The organism is Aeromicrobium wangtongii, assembly GCF_024584515.1.
Taxonomy (GTDB): Bacteria; Actinomycetota; Actinomycetes; order Propionibacteriales; family Nocardioidaceae; genus Aeromicrobium; species Aeromicrobium wangtongii.
Map to the genome: position 1 here is coordinate 1,150,503 of NZ_CP102173.1, position 10,980 is coordinate 1,161,482.

The window sequence follows — 10,980 nt, forward strand, 5'->3', positions numbered from 1 at the left end:
GATGAGCTGGCTGCCGTTGCTGCTGTCCGTTGCCCTGGCGATGGTCGCGGGCACCCTGGCGAGTGTCGATGCCGCGATCTCGGCGTTCTCGAAGGCGCGCGCCGAGGAGCTCGACGACGAGGGACGTTCGGGTGCGGGGCGCTTGGCCCACATCCTGGACGATCCCGCGCCGTACCTGAACTCCGTCCTGCTGATCCGGGTGCTGGCCGAGACCGCCAGCATCGTGCTGGTCGCCCTGGTGGTCGCCGACGAGCTGGACGGCCTGTGGACGCGGTTCGCGGTCGCCGTGGCGATCATGACCGTTGTCGGCTTCGTGCTGATCGGCGTCGCCCCGCGCACGCTGGGGCGCCAGCACGCCGAGTCGATCGCCCTGGCGTCGGCGCTGCCTGTCGTCGGCATCACCCGGCTGCTCGGGCCGGTGCCGAAGCTGCTGATCCTGCTGGGCAATGCGATCACCCCCGGCAAGGGGTTCCGCGAGGGCCCGTTCGCCTCCGAGGTCGAGGTGCGTGAGCTGGTCGACCTCGCCGCCGCGAGCTCGGTCATCGAGACCGACGAGGGCCGGATGCTGCAGTCGGTCTTCGAGCTCGGTGACACGATCGCCCGCGAGGTCATGGTGCCGCGCACCGACCTGGTGTTCGTCGAGAAGCACAAGACCCTGCGTCAGGCGATGTCGCTGGCCCTGCGCAGCGGGTACTCCCGCATGCCCGTCATCGACGAGAACCTCGACGACGTGGTCGGCATGGCCTATCTCAAGGACATCACCAAGCGGGTCTTCGACAACCACACCGCCGAGACCACCGAGCGCATCGAGTCGATCACCCGTCCGTGCCTGTTCGTGCCCGACACGAAGGCGGTCGACGAGCTGCTCAAGGAGATGCAGGCCCAGAGCACCCATGTCGCGATCGTCGTCGACGAGTACGGCGGGACGTCCGGGATGATCACGATCGAGGACATCCTGGAGGAGATCGTCGGTGAGATCACCGACGAGTACGACGCCGAGCCGGAGGCCCGCGAGCAGCTCGCTGACGGGTCCTGGCGGGTCAGCTCGCGCTTCGAGGTCGACGACCTGGAGGAGCTGTTCGACATCCCGATCGAGGACGACGACGTCGACTCGGTCGGCGGGCTCATGGCCAAGCACCTGGGCAAGGTGCCGATCCGGGGCAGCGTAGTCGAGGTCGGGGGACTACGTTTCGAGGCCGAGGGTCCGTCCGGGCGCCGCAACCGCATCGGGCACGTGCTCGTGAGCCGACTGACCACGCTGACCGACGACGTGAAAGGGTCCGACCATGGATCTCAGTCCTGAGGACGCCAAGCTGGTGACGCTGGCCCGCAGCTCGCGCGCCCGCACCAAGGCCGAGCACGGCGCGGCCGTCCGTGACCGGGACGGGCGGACGTACGTCGCCTCGACGGTCAACCTGCCGTCGGTGCGCGTCGACGCCCTTGACCTGGCGGTCGCGATGGCGGTGTCGTCCGGTGCCACCGGCATCGAGGCCGCCGCACTCGTCGGCGAGATGGTGCCCGAGCCGATCGTCAGCGGCACCGCCGTCCGGGACGTCTCGGGGCACGGCATCAGCGTCTACCTGGCGGATCCGTCCGGCCAGGTCGTGAGAGTACGAACAACATGAGTGAGGCCAACATGAGCGTGCATCGATCCGGTTTCGCGTGCTTCGTCGGACGGCCCAATGCGGGCAAGTCGACGCTGACCAACGCGCTGGTGGGCGGCAAGATCGCCATCACGTCGTCCAAGCCGCAGACCACCCGTCACGCGATCCGCGGGCTCGTCAACCGCGACGACGCCCAGCTGATCCTGATCGACACCCCGGGGCTGCACAAGCCACACACGTTGCTGGGGGAGCGGCTCAACGCCCTCGTCCGGTCGACGTGGTCCGAGGTCGACACGATCGGGATGTGTCTGCCGGCCAACGAGACCGTCGGCGAGGGCGACAAGTTCTTGATGAAGGAGCTCGCCCAGCTGCAGAAGTCCGGCCCGCTGCGCAAGAAGCCGATCTTCGCGATCGCGACCAAGATCGATCTGGTGAAGCCCGACAAGCTCCGCGACCACCTGATGTCGATCCAGCGGATCGCCGCCGATCTCGGTCTGCAGTTCCAGGAGATCATCCCGGTGTCGGCCGTCGCCGACGACCAGGTCGATCTGTTGGCTGATCTGCTGATCGGCACCCTCCCCGAGGGCCCGGCGCTGTACCCGGAGGGCCAGCTCACCGATGAGCCCGAGGAGACGCTGATCGCGGAGATCATCCGCGAGTCCGCGCTCGAGGGCGTCCGCGACGAGCTGCCGCACTCGATCGCGGTGATCGTCGAGGAGATGGTGCCGCGCGCCGATCGTCCCGCCGACAAGCCGCTGGTCGACGTACGCGTCAACGTCTACGTCGAGCGCGACAGCCAGAAGGGCATCATCATCGGCAAGCAGGGAGCCCGGCTGCGCCAGATCGGCAGCGACTCCCGCGCGCAGATCGAGAAGATCCTCGGCACGCCGATCTACCTGGACCTGCACGTCAAGGTCGCCAAGGACTGGCAGCGAGATCCCAAGCAGCTGCGCAAGCTCGGCTTCTGACCCTCACGGGCCGAGCGCGCGCCACTCGTCGGCCATGAGCGCGTAGACGTACGAGTCCTGCCAGCCGCGATCGCGGTGCAGCGAGTCCTTGACGTGGTGCGCCTCGCGGCGCATGCCGACACGTTCCATGAGCCGCCAGGACGGCTCGTTGTCGGTGAAGCACGTGGCGACAACGCGGTGCAGCCCCAGACGGTCGAAGCAGATGTCGAACAACGCGTCGATCGCCTCCGTCGCGAAGCCCTGCCCGTGGTACGCCGGGTCGAACGTCCAGCCGAGCTCGGCCTCGGACGCCGTGGCGGCACCCGCGACCTCCCGTTGGGCGTAGGCGTCCCGGACGGAGACCATCAGATCGGCGATGAGCCGTCCCTCATGCTCGACGATCACGGCCGTCGGCCCGTCGCCGAAGCGCTCGGCCAGCTCGCCGGGATCGGTGGTCGTTCCGCCGATCCACTCCGCAACTGATCGCTGCGACCGATAGGCGAAGATGCGCGGAATGTCGTCGGGCGCGAAGCGGCGCAGCTCCAGACGCTCCGTGCGCACCGGCCAGTCGACGACGTCCAGGTGGGAGCCCATGGTTCATGGTGGCAGCCGAACCGCCGAGCCGTCAGGCGGCGCGGGGTTCTTGCTGGGTGAATCTGGCGTGGCGTCTGGGTCTCTGCTCGGGGTCGATCCGAGGCGGCGGGATGATCTCGGGGATCCCGTCAGCTCCCATCCGAGCTTCCCACTCGCCCTCGTGGACGAGGAAGTGGTGGAAGTGGCATAGCAGGGCCGCGTTGTTCAGGTCTGTCGGTCCGCCTTCTGACCAGAAGCTGAGGTGGTGGGCTTCGCACCAGGCTGGTGGCCGGTCGCAGTCGGGGAACACGCATCCCTTGTCCCGGACGGCGAGCGCGAGGCGCTGGTGGCGGTCGTAGAGCCTCTTGGTCATGCCGTGGTCGATGACTCTGGTGCCGTTCTCCAGGTACAACGCGACCAGGTGGGCGTTGCAGGCCAGACGCTGCGCCTTGCGGGCCGACATGTCCGTGCCGGACGTGTTGGTGGCGACGCCCTGACCCGTCCGGAGGTCATCGACATCAACGGTGACTGCGACTGTGGCGGCCAGGCCGCCGGACTGCGGCAGCGCCCCTGTCGGCAGATGTGTGATGAGCTCGGTGAAAGCATGCCCGAGCTTCTGGTCACGACCCAGCGCCAGCCAGTCATCGGCACCCATGCCGTGGTGTTCGGCATTCGCTGCTGTGCGGCGTGGGGCGATGATTCCTTCCAGGGCCGCGCGCAGGGTGTCGGCATCCGCTTGGGGGATGATGAACGACCCTCGGGTGGTGCCGTCGCCGCGGTCCTTGATCGCCATCCGCGTTGCGTCCCACGCCTTCTGTTCCTGCTTGCGCAGCTGTTCACCCAGGTGCTCGTCGGCACCGTCGGGATCGATGACCTCCAGCACGTGATTGGCGAGCCGCTTCAGGTCGTCCAGACCGTACTCGCCGGCGAGGCGGATCAGATGGGCCTCGGCATCGCCGCGTTCTTCGTCACCGCACCAGTCCGGCAAGGCGTCGATGGCCTTCATGATCACTGACGCCTGATCCGTCGACAGCTCACCGGCGGCCCAGGCCGCTTGCGTGGCCTCCACCCCGGTGACCCGAGCCAGACCAACCAGCTTGGCCGCTTCACCCTTGCTGATCCCGGTCTTGGCAGCCAGCCATGCCGTCGTGGAGGTGGAGCCATCGTCCTTGGCCAGCCCCATGTCATCGGCGCATCCCGCCAGCCGCGACAAGGCGGCATCCATCGACGTTCGGGCCTTCACGACCGCGAGCGCGACCTGCTTGACCTCGCCACCGGTCAACGTCCACGGCTCGAGCGCAGCCAGATCATCACTCACCGATGACAGCTGATCCACGATCATGGACGGACTCCGAAGGACTAGAACGTATGTTCGATTCTACTCCTGGCCGACCGCTCGTGGCAAGGGTCTTACCCACATAATCTGCTGCAATCTCAGGAAATCTGGTTCTGTCAGCGGACCTCGAAGCCGATCTCGCCGACCGGCTCCTGCTCCGTCACCTGGACGTCGGTGACCTCGGCTCGCGGGGGTCCCACCCGGCACCACGTCACGAGGTGGTCGACCGCCTCGGCCGATCCCTCGAAGGTGGCCTCGACGGAGCCGTCCGGACGGTTCGCGACCCAGCCGGTCACGCCCAGCCGGTTGGCCTCGCTCTCGCACGACGCCCGGAAGAAGACGCCCTGCACGGTTCCGCGGACGATCACGTGTCGACGCTCCATGCCTCCACCGTAATAGGGTCGATCGAGTGGAGGACCTCACTGCCGTCGACGCCCTGGACGAGATCGCCTTCTGGCTGGAACGCGCGCAAGCCAAGACCTACCGCGTCGAGGCGTTCCGCAAGGCGGCCGCCGCGATCGCGCACCTGACCCCCGAGCAGGTCGCTGAGCAGGCCCGCGACGGCCGGCTCAAGCGCATCAAGGGCATCGGCGACCGGACGTTCGGCGTCGTGCAGCAGACCGTCGAGGGGGTGGTGCCGGACTACCTGGCCGAGCTGCGCGAGCAGGGGAGCGCGCCGCTGGCCGAAGGCGGTACCGAGCTCCGGGCGCAGCTGCTCGGCGACCTGCACAGCCACTCGAACTGGTCAGATGGCGGCTCGCCGATCGAGCAGATGGCGCGGACGGCGCAGTGGCGTGGACGCTCGTACCAGGTGCTGACCGACCACTCGCCGCGCCTGACGATCGCCAACGGGCTGAGTGCCGAGCGGCTGGCGGAACAGCTCGACGTCGTCGCCGAGGTCAACGAGGGCTTCGACGACTTCCGGCTGCTGAGCGGCATCGAGGTCGACATCCTGGACGATGGCGGCCTCGACCAGACCGACGAGATGCTGGAGCGGCTCGACGTCGTCGTGGCCAGCGTCCATTCGAAGCTGAAGATGGACGCCAAGGCGATGACGCGGCGCATGATGACCGCAGTCGCCGATCCGCACACCAATGTCCTCGGCCACTGCACGGGCCGGCTCGTGCAAGGCGGACGCGGGCAGCGTCCCCAGTCCGAGTTCAACGCCAAGGCCGTGTTCGCCGCGTGCGCCGAGTTCGACGTCGCGGTCGAGATCAACTCCCGCCCCGAGCGCCAGGACCCGCCGGACGACCTCATCGCCCTTGCGCTCGACGCCGGTTGCCTGTTCGCGATCGACACCGACGCGCACGCGCCCGGCCAGCTGGACTTCCTGGACTACGGCGCGGCCCGCGCGGACGCTGCGGGCGTCCCGGCCGAGCGCATCGTGACGACGTGGCCGGTGGAGCGCCTGTTGGAGTGGTCGCACGTCAAGCGCTGAACCAGGCGCGCGTCAGCGGGCGACGAGCAGTCCGTCGGACTCCACGAGATCCAGGTCCAGCGTCCGATACCCCTCCTGCTCGAACAGCACGACGACCCGGTCCCCGTCGTACTGCGCGATGCGCCCGTTGCCGAAGCTGGCGTGCCGCACCTCGGCGCCCAGCGGGAACGGCCGCCGGCTGGCGGACGTCGACGTGCCCGCGTCGCACGAGTCGCACCGACCGCAGGGATCGGGATGCGCCTCACCCAGCAGCTCCAGCACCAGCCGCCGCCGGCAGTCGTCGGTCTCGGCGTATCGCTGGACGAGATCCACCTCCGACTCCTGCATCGCGCGGAGGCTCTCGCGCATTGCGTCGACCCGGTCCAGGATCGTCTCGGTGTGGGCGCGGGTCGACAGCCGGACGCCGGCGCGGTCCTCGAGCACGGCGCCAGCCCGCTCCAGCAGGTTGAGGGCGGCGCGGGAGCGCCGGGGCGACAAGCCAGCGGCAGCGGCGATCGCCGCCGGACGTTGCGCCCCGCGCAGGTCTCGCAGCGTCACGACCACCGCGTACACATCACCATCGGACGCCCCGGCGACCGATGCGAAGTATCGGCGCAGGCCGTAACCGCCGGGGCGGGTGATGAGGACGGCCGACGCGGGCTGACCGTCCCGCCCGGCCCGGCCGATCTCCTGCCACAGCTCGTCGACGCTCTCGGGCGGGTCGACGTGGACGACCTGACGGACGTCCGCGCGGTCGATGCCCAGCCCGAATGCGGAGGTGGCCAGCACGAGTCGCGCCCCGCCGTCCCGGAAGCGGCGCAGGACGTCACCGCGCTCGGCGGGCCGCATGCCGCCGTGGTACCGGTCGACCTCGTACCCGGCCGCGGTCATGCGCTCGTGCAGCTCGTCGACCCGGCGGCGCGTCGCGGCGTAGACCAGCATCGCCCCTGCATCGGTGTCGTGCGCGTCGACCAGCTCCAGCAGCGCCTTCTCGGTGGCGTCCTCGTCGGCGGTGACTCGGGCCGACAGGTGGATCTCGGGCCGGTCGGCATTGCCGACGACCATGGCCATGCCGGGGGTTCCCAAGGCCTCCGCGACGGCGCGACGGGTGCGCGGCGGCGCGGTCGCGGTCAGGCCCAGCACGCGCGGCCGTCCCAGTCGCTCGATGACGCCGTCCAACGCAAGGTAGTGGGGCCGGAAGTCGACGCCCCACGTCGCCACGCAGTGCGCCTCGTCGACGGCGAACAGCCGCACGTCGGCGCGCAGGAGTGGGTCGAGGACGTCGTCATTGGTCGCCTGCTCGGGCGTCAGCAGGACGACGTCGAGCCGGCCGGAGGCTGCGTCGTCCAGCACCTGGCGGCGCCCGTCCAGGCGCAGGTTGCCGTTGACGGCCGCGGCCCGGAAGCCGCACTCACGCAGCCCGGCGAGCTGATCGGCCTGCAGCGACAACGTCGGGGAGATCACCAGTGTCACGCCGCCGAGCAGCCGGGCCGCCACTTGGTACACGAGGGTCTTGCCGCTTCCGGTCGGCAGCACGACGAGCGTGTCGCGCTCGGCGACGCTGCGGATCGCGCGCCGCTGGTCGGGATGCAGCTCGGCCGCCGCGGGGAGCAGCGGCCGTGCGATCCGGTCGATGTCGTCGTCGAGTGTCACCCTGACTGCCTACCCACCGCTCAGTGCGGCATGCGCCGGCGTGATCAGCTCAGGACGTCGGCCATCTCACGCACCAGCTCTGCGGTGACCTCATGGGGGATGCGTCCGGTGACCTCGTCATAGGTGTCGACCAGGCCGGCGAGGTCCTTGACCATCCGCCGCGCCCGGGCCGGCCCGTTGCCGCAGTCGGCGCGGCACTCGCCGGCCGCGATCCGGTGCGCGCCGACGAGCGCGGTCAGCGCGTACGCCTCGGCGGCCTCGAGCTCCGGCGTCATGGCGAAGGGGAACATCCGCGACATCGCGGTGTGGAACTCGACGTGCTCGGGGTCGAGCTCTCCGTGGGCGATGGGGAAGGACATGGCGGCGTGGAACGCGTCCCGCACATCGTCGTCGGTGCCCTCGCGGCCGATCCACGACTCGGCCCGCTCGACGGCCGCGAGCGCGCGCGGCCGGGCAGAGGGCTCGAGCAGGGCGATGACTTGACGGGCCTGGGTGATGCGCAGCCGGGCACGCAGCTCGGGGGAGTCCTCGGTCGTGCCGAACAGGCGGCCGATCAGCGGGACGAGGCGGGAGCGGTCGCCGTCGCGCAGCAGGTCATTGGTCGTCCGGGCCTCATGGGCCAGCAGCGGATGCGTGCACTCGGGACGGTCGCTCCACTCCTCGCCGGCCAGGAGCGACACGTACTCCATGACGCACGCCTCGCCCTGCTCGGCGTCGTGGGCGCCGGCGGACAAGGAGGGCAGGAAATCAGGCGTGGGCATGGCTCAAGTGTCCCGCGCCACGTCAAGCCGAGCGAGTCAGCTCGCGAACCACACCTTGGCGTCGCGGCACTTCTGCGGAGCCTGCTGGTACAGGGTGCTGGATGGATCGAGCCCGTCGGCGAAGCCGCCGCCCACCTCGACGGTGTCGCCGAGCTCGTAGAACGTCCCCTTGATCTTCACCCGCAGCGGATCAGGGGTCTCGACGTTGGTGCCGTGCGGCCAGACGACCACGGTGCCGGGCTCGCCGTTCTCGCCCGCCCAGCCGAGGCAGCCGCCGACGTCGGCCAGCGTGCCGCGGCCCAGGGCGGTGCGACCGACATCGGTCTTCTTGCCGACCAGCACCAGCGTGTCGCCACCAGCGTTGATGACCTTCTCGCCGCCACCGCGCACCACCACGACGGCGATGAGCACCGCTGCGAGTACCGCGACCAGGGCAGCGCCCGCGATCTTCCGGCGCCGGGAGGAGAGGTTCGCGTCAGTGGTCGACATGGCAGCCATTGTCTCAGGGCTACGGGCGGGGCCAGTCGCTCAGCTGGACCCGGAACCCCCGTCCCAGCAATGTGCCAACTGCCCGGCAACGGGCGGAGACGTCGTTGACAGCCCTCCGGGATGGGCGCACACTGGCGCCCACCCCTCGGACCAGGCGGAATCGTGAAGCCGTTCATCGTGGCACTCCTTGTCATCGCGGCCATCGGCGTGTCCAGTGCCGTGGTGGTCGCCGCGGCGAACGATGAGCAGGCTGTGGCCCAGGACGACCTGGCGGAGCAGGTGGCTGCACGCGCCGAGCAGCTGCGCGGGGGTGGCGCGATGGGCCGCGACGAGCGTTCGATCGTCGAGGCCTCACGGACGTCGACCAGAGCCCCTCGGAGCTTTCGCGAGCGCGAGAAGCTGCCGATCTGCGGCGAGATCGTCCTGACCTCGGTCACCGGTGTCGACCCGCGCGCGTTCGAGTGCCTCGTCTCGCCTGGCGCGGCGGGTGCCGAGCTCATTGTGCTTCGCCGAACGAACGAGGGCGATCCGATCGTGCGGTACTACCGGGTCGGTGGCAGCGTCGAGAACATCGAGGTTTTCGGTGACGACACCCTCGACAAGTTCGGCATGACCGGCTGGACCCGACAGGTCACGACGCTCGACCGGCTCGCGAAGCTTGGCCTGTGACGACGTGGACGGACTGGCCTCCTCAAGGGGGTAGCGACGTCCGACGCTCAGGACATGAGCGAGGCGGCGACCGTCGCGCCCAGGTCATGGGCCTGCGCCAGGTGGTCGTCATCGGGCTCTCCCAGGAAGCACAGCGGCTCGCTGACCTTCGCCCAGCCCAGACCGGTGGTGATCGACTCCATCGCCCGCTCCGCGCCGCTGGTGTCGCTGCGGCCGTGCACCCAGTACGAGAACGGACGCTTCTGCGTCTCCTGGCTGGCCCGGTCGAACGTGACGTCGAAGAAGTGCTTCACGGCGCCGGAGATGTACCCGATGTTCGCGCTCGTGCCGATGACGTAGCCGTCGGCGGCCAGCACGTCGTCGACCGTGGCCGAGAGCGCCTCGCGGACGACGACGTCCACGCCCTCGATGTCGTCGTGGTTCGCCCCCGCGACGACGGCCGCCAGAATGGCCTGCAGGTTGGGTGAGGGCGAGTGGTGGACGATCAGCAGGCGGGCCATGGCGCCACCGTACCCACCCCGGTCCCCGGATGGACGGCCCTGATTCACCTCGGTTCCAGTGCACGCTTGTCGTGATGTGCCTAACATCGGATATGGACTTCGAGACGGTCGCGCGCGCCATCCTCGGCAACATCGAGAAGGTCGTCGACGGCAAGCCGGAGGCCGCTGAGGCCGCACTGGTGGTTCTTCTGGCCGAGGGACACCTGCTGATCGAGGACGTCCCGGGGGTGGGCAAGACGGTTCTGGCCAAGGCGCTGGGCCGCTCGGTGAGCTGCTCGGTGCGACGCATCCAGTTCACGCCCGACCTGCTGCCGTCCGACATCACGGGCGTCTCGGTCTACAACCAGGTCGACCGCGAGTTCGAGTTCAAGCCGGGCGCGGTGTTCGCCAACATCGTGATCGGCGACGAGATCAACCGTGCTTCGCCCAAGACGCAGTCGGCCCTGCTGGAGGCGATGGAGGAGCGTCAGGTCACCGTCGACGGGACGACCTACCAGCTGGCGAGGCCGTTCACCGTCGTCGCGACGCAGAACCCGTTCGAGATGGAGGGCACCTATGCTCTGCCCGAAGCGCAGCGCGATCGCTTCATGGCGCGCATCTCGATGGGCTACCCCGATCCCGCCGCGGAGCTGGCGATGGTGCAGGGACGCGACGCCGACAACCCGTACGACGAGCTGTTGCCGGTCGCCTCGGTCGACGACATCACCGCCATGATCGCGATCGCGCGCGCGGTCCACGTGTCGACCGCGGTCGAGCAGTACGTCGTCGACATGGTGCAGGCCACCCGTGCCGATCCGGAGCTGAGGCTGGGGGCCAGCCCCCGCGCGACCCTCCAGCTCGTGCGAGCCGCCAAGGCCCGCGCCGCCGTGCAGGGACGCGACTTCGTGCTGCCCGACGACGTCGACGCCTTGTCGAAGGTGGTCCTCCCGCACCGGCTGATCGCCATGCGCGGGGTGTCGTCGGTCGAGGACGTGGTGGCCCGCATCGTCGCCGAGACCCCGGTACCGGCCGGTGCGGTCCAGCCGGGCTGA

General features: G+C 69.5%; 13 protein-coding genes. 6 read left to right on the forward strand and 7 right to left on the reverse strand.

Annotation, left to right across the window (positions count from 1 at the left end; translation table 11 throughout):
- Position 1: 1 nt before the first annotated feature.
- From NQV15_RS05805 to era, 3 genes are read left to right on the forward strand one after another with little or no spacing between them, the layout of a single operon-like run.
- Entirely contained in the window at positions 2–1,303 is a 1,302-nt protein-coding gene (locus tag NQV15_RS05805; RefSeq protein WP_232398713.1) for a hemolysin family protein, read from the forward strand.
- Positions 1,287–1,625, forward strand: a complete 339-nt coding sequence (locus NQV15_RS05810; RefSeq protein ID WP_232398715.1) for a cytidine/deoxycytidylate deaminase family protein — start codon at positions 1,287–1,289, stop codon at positions 1,623–1,625. The genes NQV15_RS05805 and NQV15_RS05810 overlap by 17 nt, the downstream gene beginning before the upstream one ends.
- Before the next feature lie 11 nt (positions 1,626–1,636).
- Complete coding sequence (gene era / locus NQV15_RS05815) at positions 1,637–2,572, forward strand: GTPase Era (protein WP_257125101.1); 936 nt, start codon at positions 1,637–1,639, stop codon at positions 2,570–2,572.
- A 3-nt stretch (positions 2,573–2,575) separates the two neighbouring features.
- Here the strand turns inward: era and NQV15_RS05820 are convergent, their stop codons facing one another.
- From NQV15_RS05820 to NQV15_RS05830, 3 genes are all read right to left on the reverse strand, one after another.
- Positions 2,576–3,145, reverse strand: a complete 570-nt coding sequence (locus tag NQV15_RS05820) for a GNAT family N-acetyltransferase (protein ID WP_232398718.1) — start codon at positions 3,143–3,145, stop codon at positions 2,576–2,578.
- Between the two features lie 31 nt (positions 3,146–3,176).
- A complete protein-coding gene (locus NQV15_RS05825; RefSeq protein ID WP_232398720.1) occupies positions 3,177–4,466 on the reverse strand; it encodes an HNH endonuclease signature motif containing protein in 1,290 nt (429 codons plus the stop codon).
- A 110-nt stretch (positions 4,467–4,576) separates the two neighbouring features.
- Positions 4,577–4,843 carry an acylphosphatase gene (locus NQV15_RS05830; protein WP_232398722.1) on the reverse strand — a complete coding sequence of 89 codons (267 nt, stop codon included), beginning with the start codon at positions 4,841–4,843 and terminating at the stop codon, positions 4,577–4,579.
- A 26-nt stretch (positions 4,844–4,869) separates the two neighbouring features.
- Between NQV15_RS05830 and NQV15_RS05835 the strand changes: the two genes are divergently transcribed.
- Positions 4,870–5,898: a PHP domain-containing protein gene (locus tag NQV15_RS05835; protein ID WP_232398725.1), complete on the forward strand. Its 1,029-nt coding sequence runs from the start codon at positions 4,870–4,872 to the stop codon at positions 5,896–5,898.
- A 12-nt stretch (positions 5,899–5,910) separates the two neighbouring features.
- Here NQV15_RS05835 and NQV15_RS05840 read toward each other — a convergent pair whose 3' ends face one another.
- From NQV15_RS05840 to NQV15_RS05850, 3 genes are read right to left on the reverse strand one after another with little or no spacing between them, the layout of a single operon-like run.
- Positions 5,911–7,530: a RecQ family ATP-dependent DNA helicase gene (locus NQV15_RS05840; RefSeq protein ID WP_232398726.1), complete on the reverse strand. Its 1,620-nt coding sequence runs from the start codon at positions 7,528–7,530 to the stop codon at positions 5,911–5,913.
- 44 nt (positions 7,531–7,574) lie between these two features.
- The gene (locus tag NQV15_RS05845) at positions 7,575–8,291 is read right to left on the reverse strand and encodes a hypothetical protein (protein WP_232398727.1); all 717 of its coding nucleotides are present in this window, start codon (positions 8,289–8,291) and stop codon (positions 7,575–7,577) included.
- A gap of 36 nt (positions 8,292–8,327) precedes the next feature.
- Positions 8,328–8,780, reverse strand: a complete 453-nt coding sequence (locus NQV15_RS05850) for a hypothetical protein (RefSeq protein WP_232398729.1) — start codon at positions 8,778–8,780, stop codon at positions 8,328–8,330.
- A gap of 162 nt (positions 8,781–8,942) precedes the next feature.
- Between NQV15_RS05850 and NQV15_RS05855 the strand changes: the two genes are divergently transcribed.
- The gene (locus NQV15_RS05855) at positions 8,943–9,449 is read left to right on the forward strand and encodes a hypothetical protein (protein WP_232398731.1); all 507 of its coding nucleotides are present in this window, start codon (positions 8,943–8,945) and stop codon (positions 9,447–9,449) included.
- Positions 9,450–9,496: 47 nt separating this feature from the next.
- Here NQV15_RS05855 and NQV15_RS05860 read toward each other — a convergent pair whose 3' ends face one another.
- Positions 9,497–9,949: a flavodoxin family protein gene (locus NQV15_RS05860; protein WP_232398733.1), complete on the reverse strand. Its 453-nt coding sequence runs from the start codon at positions 9,947–9,949 to the stop codon at positions 9,497–9,499.
- A gap of 92 nt (positions 9,950–10,041) precedes the next feature.
- On the opposite strand from NQV15_RS05860, the gene NQV15_RS05865 reads away from it, so the two are divergent.
- Positions 10,042–10,980: an AAA family ATPase gene (locus NQV15_RS05865; protein ID WP_232398734.1), complete on the forward strand. Its 939-nt coding sequence runs from the start codon at positions 10,042–10,044 to the stop codon at positions 10,978–10,980.

Coding starts and splice junctions, on each gene's coding strand:
- NQV15_RS05820 (WP_232398718.1), bottom strand. CDS start 3,145: ATGGGCTCCCACCTGGACGTCGTCGACTGGCCGGTGCGCACGGAGCGT.
- NQV15_RS05845 (WP_232398727.1), bottom strand. CDS start 8,291: ATGCCCACGCCTGATTTCCTGCCCTCCTTGTCCGCCGGCGCCCACGAC.
- NQV15_RS05825 (WP_232398720.1), bottom strand. CDS start 4,466: ATGATCGTGGATCAGCTGTCATCGGTGAGTGATGATCTGGCTGCGCTC.
- NQV15_RS05810 (WP_232398715.1), top strand. CDS start 1,287: ATGGATCTCAGTCCTGAGGACGCCAAGCTGGTGACGCTGGCCCGCAGC.
- NQV15_RS05830 (WP_232398722.1), bottom strand. CDS start 4,843: ATGGAGCGTCGACACGTGATCGTCCGCGGAACCGTGCAGGGCGTCTTC.
- NQV15_RS05805 (WP_232398713.1), top strand. CDS start 2: ATGAGCTGGCTGCCGTTGCTGCTGTCCGTTGCCCTGGCGATGGTCGCG.
- NQV15_RS05865 (WP_232398734.1), top strand. CDS start 10,042: ATGGACTTCGAGACGGTCGCGCGCGCCATCCTCGGCAACATCGAGAAG.
- NQV15_RS05850 (WP_232398729.1), bottom strand. CDS start 8,780: ATGTCGACCACTGACGCGAACCTCTCCTCCCGGCGCCGGAAGATCGCG.
- NQV15_RS05860 (WP_232398733.1), bottom strand. CDS start 9,949: ATGGCCCGCCTGCTGATCGTCCACCACTCGCCCTCACCCAACCTGCAG.
- era (WP_257125101.1), top strand. CDS start 1,637: ATGAGCGTGCATCGATCCGGTTTCGCGTGCTTCGTCGGACGGCCCAAT.